This window comes from Hyphomonas johnsonii MHS-2 (assembly GCF_000685275.1).
GTDB lineage: Bacteria > Pseudomonadota > Alphaproteobacteria > Caulobacterales > Hyphomonadaceae > Hyphomonas > Hyphomonas johnsonii.
In genome coordinates this window covers 278,704-293,462 of record NZ_ARYK01000004.1, presented here as the reverse complement: position 1 = coordinate 293,462, position 14,759 = coordinate 278,704, and the positions used below count along the sequence as shown (strand labels likewise).

Below are 14,759 nucleotides of genomic sequence, written 5' to 3'. Positions count from 1 at the left end.
CGCGCGCTAGACCATGCTGGCGTCTGTCGGCAGGCCGAACAGGATGCGGCCGCCAAGTTCCCACGTGGCAGGGGCCGTCATGATGTGCTGGGTGATGCCGTGCGCATCGCGGAAGCGGCGCTGGAGATCCGAGGATTCAAACAGGGCTGCACCGCCACCGAGTTCATAGACCGTGCGACAGATGTCGGCGCCCGTGCGGGTCATGTGCGAGCAGGCTAGGCGCAGGGCGGCGCGACGCTCCACCGGGATGGCACCATCGCGGGTTGCCACGGCCCAGGCCTGGTCGACTTCGTCGAACAGGTAGGCGCGCGCGGCGCGCCAGGCCGCTTCGCAGCGGGCAAAATCCGTCTGGATGGTCTGGCGCTCGGCCAGCGTCTTGGCGGAGCCCTGCGATTTCTTGGCCGTGGCCAGCGCGGCGAACGAGTCCAGCGCGCCGCGCGCATTGCCAAGCGCGACCGAGGATATGCCGAGGGCGAGCAGGCCGAAGACCGGGAAGGTGAAGAGCGGGCCCTTTTCATGTGGCACGTCGGCCACGAGCGAGACCGACCGCGCCTTCGGCACGATGATGTCATTGACCGCGATATCGCCGGATCCGGTGCCCTTGAGGCCCATGACATGCCAGGTGTCGATCAGGGTCGCGTCCGAGGCCGGGAAGACCATCATCCGGGCGTCCGGCGCACCGCTGGCCAGACGTTTCATCTCGCCGTCTTCCCAGATCGTGCAGCCGCCGCAGAGCCAGGAACAATTGGCCGAGCCGGAACCCCACTGCCAGCGCCCGGTGACGCGGTAATTGTCGCCCTCGACGACTGCCTTGCCCATCGGCGCAAAGACGCCTCCGGTGATCGTGTCAGGATCGGAATAGATTTCGCTGGCGGCGGCAGGGTCCATGTAGGCGGCGTTCAGCGCCGTGGTTGCGCCGATCATGGCGCACCAGGCGGCGCTGGCATTGCCGACGGCGAGGGCTTCGATGGTTTCGACAATCTCGCGGGGGGCCAGTTCGAGCCCGCCAAGCGATTTCGGCGTGACCATGCGGAACATGCCGGCCTTCGCCAGTTTCGCGGCAAGGTCTGCCGGCAGGCGGCGCACCTCGTCCATTTCCGCAGCGCGGGCGGCAAGGTCAGGCGCCAATGCGCGGGCATTTGCGAGCGTGTCAGTCGATTGGAATGTGTCAGCCATGCGCGGAGACTAGACCGGAAAGTGACGGGGTCAAAGCGTCAGTTCGTCATGGAATTTTGCCGGGGCAGCATGACGCCACGACATGGTGAGAGCCGAGCGGAGTGTGGCTTCGTCGCAGGCCGCAAGGGTGACGGAGGTTGCGCCCTTGTCGCCCCACTTGTTGGGGAGTTTGGCAAACACGCCCGGCTCGGCGGCGGTGAGCATGGCCTGTTCGTCTGGCGTCAGGAAGACGTTGCAACTTGCCCCGTCCGGCCCGAGCGTAACGAACATCTTGCCTTTCGGCACATCGACACGGAACCCGGCCCGGTCAAAATGCGCCTTCTCCAGCGTGTGGGGCATTGCGAGCGCAATCGCGCGGAACCGGTCTGCGGTGATCATGCCGCGCACATCAGAGTGACAATGCCCCGAGGATGACCGCGGTGAGGAGCGCCGTCATCAGGATGATGAAATAGATACCGTCCAGCGTCAGCGTCCGCACGAGCGAGCTGAACTTGCCGCGCCCGTAGACGACACGGTTGAGGCGATAGAGGTAGGCGTTCGAATAGACCAGAAGGGCAAGCACCACCCAGCCGACACCGATAACCGGCGCGAGAAGCGCGCCGAGCGCCATGGCAAAGAACATGGCCGAATGGAAGTGCAGCGAGACGATCAGGTGGTCGAAGAACAGGAACTGCCGTCGCCAGATGTAAACCAGGGCCAGCAGGCAGGCATAGACCGGCAGCAGCACGAACATCATGCGCGGAATCCAGCGCTGGGTCTGTTCGGCAAGCTGGCCGGGCTCGTCCATTATCTCGACAAGGCGGGCGGCGTCCTCGTCACCCTGCTCGCCGGCTGCGCGTAGCGTTTCGAGTGTCTGCTTCGGCATGAAGCCGGCCCATTCATCTTGCGGTGCCAGCGGGGCGGGGTCCGCGCCCTCCGGGGCGGGAGGTGTCGGCGTGACCAGACCGGGAATTCCGCCGCGCCACAATTCCTCGGCACGGTCGACCGCCTGTATCGCGGACTCGTATTCCGCGTCGGTCATGTCGCCGTCCTGGAAGGACTGCTCGATTCCGGCGCGGGCGTCCTCGAAATTCTGCTCCCCGTTCGGGACCAGGGATATCCTCTGCCCCATCATCAGCGGCAGGATGATGAAGAAGACCAGCGAGGCAAGGACGTAGAGCCTGAACGGCGGGATGAAGCGGGCACGCTTGCCGTCAAGATAGGCGCGGGTCATCCGGCCGGGATGGATCAGCAAGTCCGGCAGGGTACGGGCAATGCGTCCGTCGAGCGAGAAGAGCGTCTCCATGCTTTCCCCGAGCAGGGCCCAGAAAGGCCGCCGCAGGCTCTGGGCACTTTGTCCGCAATCGTAGCAATAAGTGCCTTCCAGCGGCTTGCCACAATTCAGGCAGTGCGTGCCGTCGGCCGCATGCGCCCCGCCAGCAAGGCCGGAAGCCGCATCTGCCGCGGCATGTTCGATGGCCGAATCGACCGCATCTCCGAAGGATTCACTCATGTGGTTGCTCCAGCGCTAGCGGAATACCAACGGCTTTCTCGCCATGAAACGGCGGGTTGCTGCATCATATCGCAGTGTCTGGCCCATCGGGGCAAGCCCATAGGTCTGCGCGCGGAGGAATTCCATCAGGCCCCTGCGCTTGCCGGCATCCTTCAGGGCGTCCGGCGTCAGCGTCTCGCCAATGACGACCGGCAAGGCCGTTCCCATGCGGCGGCGCACTTCACGGAAGACGAGCGCGAGGCGCAATTCGAGCGAAAGGTGGCTGGCAAGCTGGAACAGGCGGGAATTCTGGCCTTCGAAATAGACCGGTGTCACATGGGCGCCGGAATGGGTGATCAGCTTGGCGGTGAAGGGCTTCCATTCATCATCCACCGCCGTGCGGTCGAACGGGCGCGGCGTGGTGGCAACGCCGCCGCCGGGAAATACGATGACACAGCCGCCGGCTTTCACATGCTCCAGCGCGGCCTTGCGCATGGCAACATTGGCGGCAAGCGCGTCCTTCGTGCCGGAGAAATCGACGGGCAGGATATAGGGCCGCGCCTCGGGCACGCCATCAAGGGCGGAATTGGTCAGGACCTTGAAATCCATGCGGCGGAGGCCGACCAGCCAGCAGATGACGAGACCGTCGAGCACGCCGAACGGATGGTTCGCCACGATGACCAGCGGGCCGCTGTGCGGGATCTCGGCAAGGCGGGAGGCCGAGAATTGCACGTCAAGATCGAGCAGCCGCATGGCGGCCTCGAAGAAGGGCACGTCATGGGCAAGATGATCGCGGTAATGCTCGTAGAGCTGTTTTATTTTCGGCTGGCCCGACAGGCGCTCAACCGCGCCGATGAGGCGCCGCTTCAGCGGATCGTCGAAATAGGACGCGTAGGAGAGTTCGGGCGACGTCTGGGTCGGCGCCTGTGTCATTCTGTATTCTTTCGCCTGCTGAGCTGCTCAAGCTCCCACCTTTCCTTTTCCTCCCAGCGGCGGCGCCTGACGACGTGAACCTCCCATGCGGCGCGCACGATAAACACCCCGCCCGTCAGCACGAGTGCAACAACGAAGACGAATAAAACGATGCCAATCATACTTGTCCCCTACAGCCTCAACATCCGCGCCAGATTGTTCTTCTGGATATCACTTGAGCCGCCGACGATGGGCATGCCTAGCAGGTCGCGGACATTGCGCTCGATATCGTAGGCATCCGACAGCCCATAGGCGCCGATGACCTGCTGGCAGGCGAGGCCGATCTCGACGCCGGTGTCAGCGACATAGAGCTTGGCCATGGCGGTCTCGACACTGCACGGCTGGTGCTCGCTCGCGAGCCAGGCGGCGTGATAGAGCATGTGGCGGCAAGCGGCGAGTTTCGTACGCGCGGTGACGAGCTTGTGGGCGATGGCCTGGTGTTTGGAGATCGGCTTGCCGAACTGGGTGCGCTCCTGCGCATAGGTCCAGGCTTCCTCCAGCGCCGCCCGGGCGATGCCATAGGCAACAGCCGTGATCTCGATCTTCTCGACGTCGAGGGCGCGGCCCGCGAGAGCGTCCCAGCCCTTGTTCCATTTGTCCGGGCCACCGACGATGGCACTGGCCGGCAGGCGAACATCATCGAGGAAGACATCCATCGACGCGGTGTAGCGCAGGTTCACATGCTCGATGGGCTGCATCGACACGCCGGGCGCATTTGTGGGCACAAGGACGAAGGTGAGATTGCCGTGACGGTCTTCCGGCCCGCCGGAGCGGCACAGACAATAAATGTAGTCCGACCAGTCGGCGCCGGTGCACCAGCGCTTGGCGCCATTGATGACAATCTCGTCGCCGTCGCGCTCGACCCGCGTCTCGACGCTCGGCAGGTCACCACCGACATTCGGTTCGGACAGGCCATAGCAGAGGAACATCTCGCCGCGCGCCAGTTTCGGCAGCAGCGCTTCCTTCTGTTCCTTCGAGCCGTTTTCGGAAATGTTGAGGCCGCCATAGAAGGCGGCATGGATGAAGGGCCCCGCCATGGTGGGGCCGCCCTGGCAGAGTTCCTCGATCACGGCGGCGGCGGCATAAATGTCTTCGCCCTGCCCGCCATATTCTTCCGGTATGGTCAGGCCGATCAGGCCCATTGCGGCGAGTTCCCGGAACAGGTCCCGGTCCCAGGTATGGGCCTTGTCCCATTCCCGGCGTTTCTCGCGCGGCATCTTTTCGCTCACCCAGCGTGACAGCTGGCGGCGAAGTTCGGTGACGTGGGGCGGTTCGGCGGTGAAGCTGGTCATTGGCGAACTCTAGGGCGATTGTGGGCCGGGAGAAAGCCATGCCGTTGCGGCGTCAGCCTTCCCCGATACGCGCAGCGTCGAACGGTGTCGTCTGGTAGACCTGGTTGATCCAGTTGCCGAACAGGAGATGGGCATGGCTGCGCCAGCGGTTGAGCGGCTGGGCGCTGGTGTCATTGTTCGGGAAGTAGCCGTGCGGCGGCGCGGGCGCCTTGCCGGCCGCGACATCACGCTCGTATTCTTCCTTCAGCGACGTCGAATCATATTCGATATGATTGAAGCAATAGAGGTTGCGCTGGGCGGGTTCCGACAGGAGGCACGGACCAGTGACGTCTGATTCCATCAGCAGTCTCAGCGCCGGTGCCTTGGCAATGTCTTCGCTGCGCACTTCCGTCCAGCGGCTGACCGGAATCTGGAAATCGTCCGAGAAACCCGACAGGAAAGGCGACGTGGGATCAAGATTGTGGTGGCGATACACGCCGAACGCTTTTTCCGGCAGGGTATGCTTGGGCACGCCGTGCAGGTGCCAGGCGGCCGCCATCGCGCCCCAGCAAATGAAGAAGCTGGAATGGACGTTGGTGCGCGTCCAGTCGAGAATCTGCACGAGTTCCGACCAGTAGCCGACCTCCTCGAAGTCCAGCGTCTCGATCGGCGCACCGGTGATGATGAAACCGTCGAACTTGCGGTCGCGAACCTCCTCCCAATTCTGGTAGAAGCTGATCAGGTGCTCTTCCGGCGTGTTCTTGGGCGTATGGCCGCCGACCATGACGAGCGTCAGCTCCACCTGCAGCGGCGAGGCACCGATCAGACGCGCGATCTGGGCCTCGGTGCGGATCTTGTTCGGCATCAGGTTCAACAGGCCGATCTGCAGCGGGCGAATGTCCTGGCGGATGGCATCTGTCTCGCTCATCACGGAGACGCCTTCGCGCACCAGCACGTCGCGGGCGGGCAATGTATCCGGAATCCTGATCGGCATGGCGATTACTCCAGTCTTTCATCGTCGCAGGAAAGGGAGGCGGCGTGCAGGAATCTGCTGGCGGGTCCGCGCGGCCTTTTAGCGACTTGTTTAACGTGGCTGCAAGCCGACCGGCCAAATCACCACGAAAGGGAGATAGCGCCGCAAGCTGTCGGGCGCAAGGTAGGCGGCAGCCTGCCAGGCTTTCCTGACAGCTCGAAAGCCTGCCAACGTCCTGTTTCGCAAGGGGATCGCGATGTCACTGGAAGATATCTACTACATCGGGCAGACCGTTGCGGTGGTGGCGATTCTCGGGTCGCTGATCGCACTCATCCTCCAGATGCGGCAGGCCAACCAGCAGAGCCGGCAAGCGAGCCAGGCAGAGCGAAGGTTTGCAGGCCATGACCCGAACCATCTACGAGGCGCCGGGACTGGCGGACATCCTGCTGAAGGGCAATGGCGGGCTCGACCAGCTCGAAGACGGCGATCGCCTGCATGATGTCCGCGCGGCTGGGCCTGCCAGCCCGCCCGCCAGCACAGAGACCTGACGGGTCGCCCGGGTCAGCCGCTTATCCCACCCGGTGCACGAGGCGGGGCAGCATGCGGCCCGGTATGGAACCGGATTCAGCTTCGCCGGCCGGTTCTGCGCCCATGTGCCTGTAGAAGGCCACTGCGCCCGGATCGGCATCAATGGCCATTTGCCTTGCACCAGCTCCCTGCGCGATGCGGCAGGCCCAGACATACATCATGCGGCCGGTGCCCTCACCGAAGCGCGTCGGCTCGACAAAGAGCTTTTCGAGTGTGGCGGTGTCGCCCTCGACCGACACCTGGACGACACCAGCAATGCCGCGCCTGTCATCCGCGACGACGATCATGTCCGCCGCTGTGTCGGCTTCCGTAAGTGTCAGTTCTGTCCGGAAGGATTCCAGCATGTCCGGCGGGTAGTCCCAGACAGCCTTTGACCTCAGGCAGAGGTCTGACAGGGTTGCGAGTTCATCCTGGCGTGGCGGGCGTAGACGCATGTCAGTCGCCCGTCAGCTTGGGCGCGCGTTTTTCCTTGAATGCGGCCACGGCTTCGCGCCGGTCAGCGGTATAGTTCGACGCGCTTTCCCAGCCGATACTGGCATCCATGAGCTGCGCAGCGAGCGCCCGCAACGGGATGTTGGCCGTGGTCTTGGTCCAGCGCACGGCCCATTTCGGATTGCCCTGAAGCTTGGCGACGAGTTCGGCAACCTTGCTGTCGAGTTCTGCAGCGGGGACCGCGTAGTTGATGAGGCCGAGCCGCTCGGCCTCCTTCGCGGTGAGCAGGTCGCCGGTCATCAGCAATTCCTTGGCCTTGGCGAAACCGATCAGCTGCGGCCAGATCAGCGCGCCGCCATCGCCGGCCACAAGGCCGACCTTCACATGCGGGTCACCGATCTTGGCGGTTTCGTCGGCGATGATGATGTCGCAGAGCAGCGCGATCGTGGCGCCGAGTCCGGCGGCCGCGCCATTCATGCGGCAGAGGATCGGCTTTTCCATGTTGAGCAGGGTCGTGACGATCTGCTTGCCGTCCCAGGCGATGGCACGAAAGCGTCCGGGATGATTGATCTGTTCCTCGAACCAGTCGAAATCGCCGCCGGCGCAGAAGGCACGGCCCCTGGCTGTCAGGATGATGATGTCGCTGTCAGTGTCGCGCTGCAGGCAGTTGAACACGAGCGCGAGTTCAGTGTGCATCTGCTCGTCGACGCCATTGACCGGATGGTCTGACGTGATCGCGGCGGTCAGGACGCGGCCGTCGCGCGAGAAGGTGAAGCGCTCCCATTTGTCAGATGTGATGTCGTACGGCGTACTCATGATTCTGCTCCCACTTTGACAACGCGCCGACCGAAATTCTCGCCGCGGAAGAGGCCACAAAAGGCCTCCGGCATGGCGGCGATGCCGTCGAAGCGTTCCTCGTTGCTTTTCAGTTTCCCGCTGGCCAGCAGGCCCGCCATTGTCTGCAGCGCTTCGGGAAATTCGCGGGCGAAATCAAACACGACAAGCCCCCGCATGTTCACACGGTGGGTGATGAAGGGCTTGGTGTTGACGATGCCCGGCGTTTCTTCCGGTGTCAGGTTATAGTCGGCGACCTGGCCGGAAATGCAGATGCGGCCATTCATGGCCATCAGCGGCAGGACACGGTTGACCATTTCGTTGCCGACATTGTCGAACAGGACGTCGACGCCTTTCGGGAACTGTTCGGCAATCGCCGCAGTCAGGTCAGGCGTGGTCTTGTAGTTGAGCGCGGCATCGAACCCGGCTTCGCGTGTCAGGAAATCACATTTCGCATCTGAGCCAGCGATACCGACGACTTTCGACGCACCCCACGACCTGGCGAGCTGTCCGGCTGTCGCGCCGACCGGGCCCGCAGCGGATGTGACCAGAACGGCGTCACCTTCCTTGAACGTCGCGACGGTCTTCAAGCCGAACCAGGCCGTCAGGCCGGGCACGCCAAGGACGCCGATCCAGGCGCTGAGCGGCACCGGCGCGTCCGGCACCTGACCGATAAAGCCCCTGCCCGACTGGATCGAATGGGTTTTCCAGCCACCGGCGCAGAAGACCTTTGTTCCCACTGGGAACATCTCGTTCCGGCTGGCATCGACGACGCCCACGCTGAAACCGTCAATCGGTTTGCCGAGCGGCAGGGCCATGGCGTAGGAATCGCCGCCCGACAGGCGCGACCGTGTACCCGGATCGACCGAACACCAGACGTGCGCCACGCGGAACTGGCCGTCTTTCGGCTCTGGCAGGGGCGCGGTCTCCAATGCGAAATCTTCCGGCACCGGCGGGCCGTCGCAATAGCGCGAGAGCACGATCTGCTGCATCTGGGTCATGGCGGTCGGATCCTCCGGAATTTTCCGGCACTCTAGGGCGCGCTGCGCGCAAGTCACGCGCTGACGCAACGCGAGGCCTTGCCCTCCCCCGCATTCGGCCTTCTTTAAGGGGAAACCCCGGGAGGAAATCACATGGCCGCCAAACCCGTCAAAACCCGCATCACCGACATGCTGGGGATCGAGAAGCCGATCATCCAGGCCGCAATGGGCTGGATCGCCCGGTCGCATCTCTCCTCGGCCGTCTCCAATGCCGGCGGCATGGGGATCATCGAAACGTCGTCGGGAGAGCTGGACGCGGTCCGCGAGGAAATCCTCAAGATGCGCGACCTGACCGACAAGCCCTTTGGCGTCAATGTCGCGCAGGCCTTCGTGCGCGACCCAAACATCATCGACTTCATCATCGACCAGGGCGTCAAGTTCGTGACCACTTCGGCCGGCGACCCGATGAAATATACAGCCACGCTGAAGGGGGCGGGACTCACGGTCTTCCACGTCGTGCCCAGCCTGCAGGGTGCCTTGCGCGCCATCGAGGCGGGGGTCGACGGTCTCATCGTCGAGGGCGGTGAAGGCGGCGGATTCAAGAACCCGAAGGATGTCGCCTCGATGGTGCTGATCCCGCTCGTGTGCGAGCAGGTCAACGTGCCGGTCGTCGCGGCGGGCGGCATCACAGACGGCCGCACGATGGCGGCGGCCTTTGCGCTCGGCGCGGAAGGCGTGCTGATGGGAACCCGCATTCTCTCGTCCGCCGAGAGCCCTGTGCACCAGAACTGGAAGGACGCCATCGTCGATGCCGAGGCAACCGACACGGTCTTCCTGAACCGGTCAGGCCCCGGCCCCGCGCTGAGGGCGCTGCGCACCGAGCGCACGACGCGTCTGGAAACCGAAGGCAGCCCGAACATTTTCGGGGAGTTTGCCGGGACCCAGGATGTCTATTTCGGCGGCAACCTGGAGGCCGGCATCGCACTCACCGGCCAGGTCGCCGGACGCATCCATGACGTAAAGCCGGTGGCGCAGATCTTCGAAGAAACAATCGCGGAATATCACGAGACACTCGCGCGCCTCTGCCGGTGAGCCATGCCCTGAAAGCTGGTTTTTGCCCCGAATCCAAGATAGACGGGGCGATTAAACCTTGAGGGAACGCCATGACGACCAAACATTTCCTGCTCGGCAGCGCCGCTGCGCTCGCCCTGTCGCTCTCCGCATGCAGCAAGAAGGCAGACCCGGCTCCAGAGGCCGCGGCTGTGACCGAACCGGCCAGCACCGCGCTGCCTGACATTACCGTCACCGACGCCGAACTTGCCGGAAATCCGTTCCGCGCTGCCTGGACCGACTCCTACGGTGTGCCACCCTTCAGCCAGATCAAGGACGAACACTACCTGCCGGCCGTCAAGAAGGGCCTGCTCGAACTGCGCACCGAAATCAGTGCCATCGAATCGAACCCTGACGCACCGACATTCGACAATACGATCGTTGCGCTCGACCAGGCCGGTGGCGCGTTGACCAAGGTGATGCTGACGTTCGGCAATATCACCAATACCGACACGAATGACACGCTGAGCGCCCTTGAATCGGAAATCTATCCGCTGCTGACGCGCGAAACCGACGCAATCAGCTTCAACCCGGACCTCTTCAAGCGGGTGCAGGCTGTTTATGCCCAGCGCGACCGGCTCGGCCTCGACGAACAGGACGCACGGCTGCTGGAACTCACCTATCGCGAATTCGTGCGCAATGGCGCCGCGCTGGCACCGGACGTGAAGGCGCAGGTCGCCGAGATCAATGCCGAACTGTCCGGCCTGACCACGGATTTCGGGCGCAACCTGTTGCTGTCCACCAAGGCGTTCAAGCTTGAAGTGGCGGACCCGGCCCAGCTGGCCGGCCTGTCCGATGATTTCAGGAATGCGATCAAGGTTGACGGCGAAGACAAGTGGGTCCTGACTGTCGACCGGTCAGTCTACGAAACGTTCATGACGCAGGGCGAGAACCGTGAGCTGCGCCAGAAAATGTTCGATGGCTACCGCCTGCGCGCTTCGTCCGGCGAATTCGACAATGGCCCGATCCTGATCCGCATCGCGCAATTGCGCGCCAAGCGCGCGGAACTGATGGGATACAAGTCGCACGCCGCTTACCAGCTGGCGACTCGGATGGCGAAAACACCGGAACAGGCCGAAGCCTTCCTTGTCAGTGTACTGACGCCGGCGCTGGAGCGCGCCAAGGAAGAACGCGCCGACATGCAGGCCATGATCGGTGATGAATTCCAGCTCGAAGGCCAGGACTGGTGGCACTATGCCGAAAAGGTTCGCGCCGAAAAATACGCTTTCGACGGCAATGTGCTGAAGCCCTATTTCGAACTCGGTGCCGTGCGCCAGGGCGCGTTCGACGTTGCCACGAAACTGTTCAATGTCAGCTTCACGCCGATCGAGGTCGAGACCTGGAACCCGGTCGTGCAGTCCTGGGACGTGGAAGACCTCGCCACAGGCGAACATCTCGGCGTGTTCATGGCGGACATGTATGCGCGCGATTCCAAGCGAGGCGGCGCGTGGATGAGCACGTTCCGCGAAGCATCGAATGTCGGGGAGAACATCCGGCCGATCGTGTCAAACAACCTGAACCTGATCACGCCGGCAAAGGGCGAGCCCACGCTGATGGCGTATGATGAGGTCGAAACGCTGTTCCACGAGTTTGGCCACGGCCTGCACGGCCTGCTGACAAAGATCAAGTATTCGACCTTCTCCGGCCTGGACGGTCCGCGCGACTATACCGAATTCCCGGCGCAGTTGCTGGAACACTGGGCCGGCGAGCCCGAAGTTCTGGCCCAGTATGCCCGCCACTACGAGACCGGCGAAATCATCCCGCAGGCGCTCGTCGACAAGATGAAGGCTGCCTCGACCTTCAACCAGGGTTTCGAGACGACGGAATTCATCGCCGCGTCCCTGCTGGACCTGCGCTGGCACATGCTGTCACCCGAAGAGGCAGCAGCGATCACCGATGCACGCGCCTTCGAAAAGCAGGTCCTGGATGATTACGGCATCCTGCCGGAAATCGAGCCGCGCTACCGGTCGCAATATTTCAGCCACATCTTCGCCGGCGGGTATTCGGCCGGATATTATGCCTATCTCTGGTCCGCCATCCTGGATTCAGACGGATTCGCCGCATTCAAGCAGGCCGGCGACATCTACGATCCGGAACTCGCGGGCAAACTCAAGAAATGGGTGTATGAATCGGGCGGCCTGCGCGAGGCTGATGAACTCTACCGCAATTTCCGCGGGTCCGACCCGACGATCGAGCCGCTGCTGGAAATCCGGGGATTTGCCGAAGAGAAGCCGATCGAGGGCTGATCCGGCCTGTCGACCAAAACAAAAGCCCGCCAGTCAGACTGGCGGGCTTTTTTTGTGTCCGGAAGCGGTACCTAGATCGAGGTGTCGACATGCTCGCGGCAAATGACGGCTTTTACCTCGTCCACTGTCGTCGCCTCGCGCAGGGCGTCGCGCACGGCGCTCTGGCGGAACACGCGGCTGACCTGGGCAAGGGCCCGCAAATGGTCTGCGCCGGCCGACAGAGGCGCCAGAAGCATGAAGATCAGGTCGCACGGCCGGTCGTCGATGGCTTCGAAGTCGACGCCCGATGTCAGCCGCATGAAGCCGCCGATCGGGGCGTCGATGCCGTCAACGCGAGCATGCGGAATCGCAACGCCTTCGCCGACGCCGGTCGAGCCGAGGCGTTCGCGCTCCATCACGGAATCCTCGATCTCGCGCGGCGGAAGGCCCGTGACCCGTGCGAGTTCCTCCGACATGGCGTGAAGGGCCTGTTTGCGACTGGTCGCTTCAAAGCAAGGAAGGATTACTCCGCCCTCAAGCAGAGAACTCAGATCGGTTGCCATAAACGCTGTTTCCGTTGTGCAAGCTTCAGTTCCTGGGACTCGTGTCCGGATCGACCCAGCCGATATGGCCGTCCGGGCGGCGGTAGACCATGTTCAGGCCGTCATGGCCAGCATTCCTGAACATCAGCGCAGGCACTTCCTGCAGTTCCAGTTGCATGACAGCCTCGGAAACCGTCATTTTCCGGATGTTGATCGACGTTTCCGCGACAGTCAGCGGCACATCCGAGACATCAAACACTTCATCATCTTCTTCTTCAACTTCATTCGCGTACCCGTTGAGTTTCAGGACGGCTCCCGCGGCGATTTCCGACGGCAGCGGTGCGGCCGGGTTTGCGTGGTGGTCCTTCAGGCGGCGCTTGTAGCGGCGCACGCGCTTTTCCATCTTCACGAGGCTGTCTTCGAGGGCCGCGTAGGGGTCGCTGCCCTTGCCGGTCGATTGCAGCATGATGCCCGACGGCAGGTGGACATTGCAATCCACCTCGACGAGGTGGCCTTGCTGCGAGACGTAGACGTTCGCCTCCCCGGTTCGATTGAAGTATTTACTGACCGCTGCCTCTAGTCCTTCTTCGATGCGATTTCTCAAGGCCTCGCCGAGATCCATTTGCTTGCCAGTAATCTGTATCTGCACGGGCGGTCTCCTTTGCGTTTCGAGGTCCCAGAGTATGGCCCAGATTTGGACGGGACGCGAATCGAATTCCCTTACGGACCGTCAATGTTGACGCCCGTCACGGGTGTGCTGCCCTCCTTGTCAGTCGGCAGCCTTGCCGGGTTTGCGGCCATAGCCATGCTTCTTCAGGAGGCCGCGGAACTGGTGATAGGTGAGGCCAAGTGCCTCGGCGGCCCGTCCCTGGTGCCCCTGCGCAGCCGACAGCGCTTCATCGATGAGGCGCAGTTCCAGCTGGTTGACCTCGGCATTGAAGTCGATCGGCCCATGCCGGGCAGACGCGGCGTCCGGCTGGGTTGCGGGCGCGCTGGCCGGCGCGGATTCAGGCGGCGCGCCGGGCCGCCACGGCGAGTCGAACGGGTCGAGGGCCGCCGGATCGAACCGCACCGGCTCGTCCGGCGCCGCCAGCATGGAGCGGTGGGCAAGCCGCTGCGCAAAGTTGCGCAATTCGCGCACATTGCCCGGCCAGTCATGCGCCTCGATCGCGGCAATCGCCGACGGCGCAAAGCCGGGGAAATCCTGCGCCATCTCGACGGCGAGGCGGCGCGCGAAGAAATCGGCGAGCAGGCTGGCATCGCCGGGGCGGGCCCGCAGGGGTGGCAGGGTGATCACGTCGAACGCCAGCCGGTCGAGCAGGTCGGCGCGGAATGTGTTGCGGGCAACCATTGCCGGCAGGTCGGCATTGGTGGCCGCCACGATGCGGACATTCGTTGTCAGCACGCGCGAGCCGCCGAGGCGCTGGAACTCGCCATACTCGACGATCCGCAGGAGTTTCTCCTGGACTGCCCGGCTCGCCGTCGCAATTTCGTCGAGGAAGATCGTGCCGCCGTCAGCCAGCTCGAACCGACCCTTGCGCTGTTCGGTCGCCCCGGTGAAGGCCCCGCGGTCGTGGCCGAACAGTTCGGAATCCAGCAACTGGTCGGACAGGGCCGCGCAATTGACCTTCACGAACGGGCCTTCCCAGCGCTTCGACAGGAAGTGAAGACGCTCGCCGATCAGTTCCTTGCCGGTCCCGCGCTCGCCGATCACAAGGATGGGCCGCTCGAGCGGGGCAACACGCGAGACATGCTCCTGCGCCGAGAGCCAGGCCGGGGCCTCGCCGACCAATTGGGTGGTTTCACGTAACATGAGGTCTATTTAGCCATTTTGTTTTTATTATTCGACTAATTTTTTCGTTAAATACACTAAACCGAGATTAATAGATTTGACCGAAAAGATATTTTTTTCTATTATTTCAACGCTCTGTAAAATTAATTCTCACTTGGCACGGTCCTTGAAAAGAGTAAGGCACTCAGCGCGACGGGGCGTCGCTTTAACCAGAAGGACAGTACGCAAGATGGAAGACCGCAATTACCGAACCGAAGCTCGTTCAGACGCCGGCCGTTTTGGCCGCTGGCTGTCATCGCGCCCTGCCGAGACATGGATGTTCTTTGGCATCGGTGTCTTCCTCGGCGGCTTCTTCTTCTAGCCCCTCCTCCCAGTCAAACACGAAAGGATACC

Annotated in this window: 17 protein-coding genes and 1 riboswitch; of the genes, 4 read left to right on the top strand and 13 right to left on the bottom strand. The window is 63.0% G+C overall.

The window, feature by feature from the left end; all coding sequences use genetic code 11:
• Positions 1–6: 6 nt before the first annotated feature.
• The 7 genes from HJO_RS10165 to HJO_RS10140 are packed head-to-tail and all read right to left on the bottom strand — an operon-like array spanning position 7 to position 5,884.
• A complete protein-coding gene (locus tag HJO_RS10165) occupies positions 7–1,176 on the bottom strand; it encodes an acyl-CoA dehydrogenase family protein (RefSeq protein WP_035616615.1) in 1,170 nt (389 codons plus the stop codon).
• 30 nt (positions 1,177–1,206) lie between these two features.
• Entirely contained in the window at positions 1,207–1,554 is a 348-nt protein-coding gene (locus HJO_RS10160; protein WP_051618492.1) for an MmcQ/YjbR family DNA-binding protein, read from the bottom strand.
• 10 nt (positions 1,555–1,564) lie between these two features.
• Positions 1,565–2,668: a DUF3667 domain-containing protein gene (locus HJO_RS10155; protein ID WP_035616614.1), complete on the bottom strand. Its 1,104-nt coding sequence runs from the start codon at positions 2,666–2,668 to the stop codon at positions 1,565–1,567.
• 15 nt (positions 2,669–2,683) lie between these two features.
• Positions 2,684–3,580 (bottom strand): lysophospholipid acyltransferase family protein, encoded by an 897-nt coding sequence (locus tag HJO_RS10150; RefSeq protein WP_051618491.1) that lies wholly within the window; start codon positions 3,578–3,580, stop codon positions 2,684–2,686.
• Positions 3,577–3,741, bottom strand: coding sequence for a hypothetical protein (locus HJO_RS18415; RefSeq protein ID WP_156945561.1), 165 nt, complete (start codon positions 3,739–3,741; stop codon positions 3,577–3,579). Before HJO_RS18415 ends, HJO_RS10150 begins: the two co-directional genes overlap by 4 nt.
• 9 nt (positions 3,742–3,750) lie before the next feature.
• A complete protein-coding gene (locus tag HJO_RS10145; RefSeq protein ID WP_035616613.1) occupies positions 3,751–4,911 on the bottom strand; it encodes an acyl-CoA dehydrogenase family protein in 1,161 nt (386 codons plus the stop codon).
• A 52-nt stretch (positions 4,912–4,963) separates the two neighbouring features.
• A complete protein-coding gene (locus HJO_RS10140; RefSeq protein ID WP_035616612.1) occupies positions 4,964–5,884 on the bottom strand; it encodes a homoserine O-succinyltransferase in 921 nt (306 codons plus the stop codon).
• A gap of 58 nt (positions 5,885–5,942) precedes the next feature.
• A riboswitch (SAM riboswitch) is annotated at positions 5,943–6,020 on the bottom strand.
• Positions 6,021–6,264: 244 nt separating this feature from the next.
• Between HJO_RS10140 and HJO_RS18410 the strand changes: the two genes are divergently transcribed.
• Positions 6,265–6,411 carry a hypothetical protein gene (locus HJO_RS18410; RefSeq protein ID WP_156945559.1) on the top strand — a complete coding sequence of 49 codons (147 nt, stop codon included), beginning with the start codon at positions 6,265–6,267 and terminating at the stop codon, positions 6,409–6,411.
• Between the two features lie 21 nt (positions 6,412–6,432).
• Here the strand turns inward: HJO_RS18410 and HJO_RS10135 are convergent, their stop codons facing one another.
• The 3 genes from HJO_RS10135 to HJO_RS10125 are packed head-to-tail and all read right to left on the bottom strand — an operon-like array spanning position 6,433 to position 8,718.
• Entirely contained in the window at positions 6,433–6,885 is a 453-nt protein-coding gene (locus HJO_RS10135) for a GNAT family N-acetyltransferase (protein ID WP_035616611.1), read from the bottom strand.
• Position 6,886: 1 nt separating this feature from the next.
• Positions 6,887–7,699: an enoyl-CoA hydratase/isomerase family protein gene (locus tag HJO_RS10130; RefSeq protein ID WP_035616609.1), complete on the bottom strand. Its 813-nt coding sequence runs from the start codon at positions 7,697–7,699 to the stop codon at positions 6,887–6,889.
• Entirely contained in the window at positions 7,696–8,718 is a 1,023-nt protein-coding gene (locus tag HJO_RS10125; RefSeq protein ID WP_206741840.1) for an NADP-dependent oxidoreductase, read from the bottom strand. Before HJO_RS10125 ends, HJO_RS10130 begins: the two co-directional genes overlap by 4 nt.
• Before the next feature lie 132 nt (positions 8,719–8,850).
• Between HJO_RS10125 and HJO_RS10120 the strand changes: the two genes are divergently transcribed.
• A complete protein-coding gene (locus HJO_RS10120; protein ID WP_035616607.1) occupies positions 8,851–9,789 on the top strand; it encodes an NAD(P)H-dependent flavin oxidoreductase in 939 nt (312 codons plus the stop codon).
• 71 nt (positions 9,790–9,860) lie between these two features.
• Positions 9,861–12,053 (top strand): M3 family metallopeptidase, encoded by a 2,193-nt coding sequence (locus HJO_RS10115; protein ID WP_035616605.1) that lies wholly within the window; start codon positions 9,861–9,863, stop codon positions 12,051–12,053.
• A gap of 71 nt (positions 12,054–12,124) precedes the next feature.
• Here HJO_RS10115 and HJO_RS10110 read toward each other — a convergent pair whose 3' ends face one another.
• The 3 genes from HJO_RS10110 to pspF all read right to left on the bottom strand — a co-directional run bounded on the left by HJO_RS10110 (position 12,125) and on the right by pspF (position 14,387).
• Positions 12,125–12,595, bottom strand: coding sequence for a PTS sugar transporter subunit IIA (locus tag HJO_RS10110; RefSeq protein ID WP_035616604.1), 471 nt, complete (start codon positions 12,593–12,595; stop codon positions 12,125–12,127).
• A 25-nt stretch (positions 12,596–12,620) separates the two neighbouring features.
• A complete protein-coding gene (hpf, locus tag HJO_RS10105) occupies positions 12,621–13,223 on the bottom strand; it encodes a ribosome hibernation-promoting factor, HPF/YfiA family (protein WP_035616602.1) in 603 nt (200 codons plus the stop codon).
• A 120-nt stretch (positions 13,224–13,343) separates the two neighbouring features.
• The gene (gene pspF, locus HJO_RS10100; RefSeq protein ID WP_035616601.1) at positions 13,344–14,387 is read right to left on the bottom strand and encodes a phage shock protein operon transcriptional activator; all 1,044 of its coding nucleotides are present in this window, start codon (positions 14,385–14,387) and stop codon (positions 13,344–13,346) included.
• Between the two features lie 208 nt (positions 14,388–14,595).
• On the opposite strand from pspF, the gene HJO_RS18830 reads away from it, so the two are divergent.
• A complete protein-coding gene (locus HJO_RS18830; RefSeq protein WP_277813164.1) occupies positions 14,596–14,727 on the top strand; it encodes a hypothetical protein in 132 nt (43 codons plus the stop codon).
• Positions 14,728–14,759 lie beyond the last annotated feature (32 nt).

Excerpts from the sequence above, each read along its gene's own strand:
- HJO_RS18830 (WP_277813164.1), top strand. The coding sequence starts at position 14,596 with ATGGAAGACCGCAATTACCGAACCGAAGCTCGTTCAGACGCCGGCCGT.
- HJO_RS10150 (WP_051618491.1), bottom strand. The coding sequence starts at position 3,580 with ATGACACAGGCGCCGACCCAGACGTCGCCCGAACTCTCCTACGCGTCC.
- HJO_RS10125 (WP_206741840.1), bottom strand. The coding sequence starts at position 8,718 with ATGACCCAGATGCAGCAGATCGTGCTCTCGCGCTATTGCGACGGCCCG.
- HJO_RS10115 (WP_035616605.1), top strand. The coding sequence starts at position 9,861 with ATGACGACCAAACATTTCCTGCTCGGCAGCGCCGCTGCGCTCGCCCTG.
- HJO_RS18410 (WP_156945559.1), top strand. The coding sequence starts at position 6,265 with ATGACCCGAACCATCTACGAGGCGCCGGGACTGGCGGACATCCTGCTG.
- HJO_RS10120 (WP_035616607.1), top strand. The coding sequence starts at position 8,851 with ATGGCCGCCAAACCCGTCAAAACCCGCATCACCGACATGCTGGGGATC.
- HJO_RS10110 (WP_035616604.1), bottom strand. The coding sequence starts at position 12,595 with ATGGCAACCGATCTGAGTTCTCTGCTTGAGGGCGGAGTAATCCTTCCT.
- HJO_RS10155 (WP_035616614.1), bottom strand. The coding sequence starts at position 2,668 with ATGAGTGAATCCTTCGGAGATGCGGTCGATTCGGCCATCGAACATGCC.
- HJO_RS18415 (WP_156945561.1), bottom strand. The coding sequence starts at position 3,741 with ATGATTGGCATCGTTTTATTCGTCTTCGTTGTTGCACTCGTGCTGACG.
- HJO_RS10145 (WP_035616613.1), bottom strand. The coding sequence starts at position 4,911 with ATGACCAGCTTCACCGCCGAACCGCCCCACGTCACCGAACTTCGCCGC.
- HJO_RS10165 (WP_035616615.1), bottom strand. The coding sequence starts at position 1,176 with ATGGCTGACACATTCCAATCGACTGACACGCTCGCAAATGCCCGCGCA.
- HJO_RS10160 (WP_051618492.1), bottom strand. The coding sequence starts at position 1,554 with ATGATCACCGCAGACCGGTTCCGCGCGATTGCGCTCGCAATGCCCCAC.
- pspF (WP_035616601.1), bottom strand. The coding sequence starts at position 14,387 with ATGTTACGTGAAACCACCCAATTGGTCGGCGAGGCCCCGGCCTGGCTC.
- HJO_RS10140 (WP_035616612.1), bottom strand. The coding sequence starts at position 5,884 with ATGCCGATCAGGATTCCGGATACATTGCCCGCCCGCGACGTGCTGGTG.
- HJO_RS10135 (WP_035616611.1), bottom strand. The coding sequence starts at position 6,885 with ATGCGTCTACGCCCGCCACGCCAGGATGAACTCGCAACCCTGTCAGAC.
- HJO_RS10130 (WP_035616609.1), bottom strand. The coding sequence starts at position 7,699 with ATGAGTACGCCGTACGACATCACATCTGACAAATGGGAGCGCTTCACC.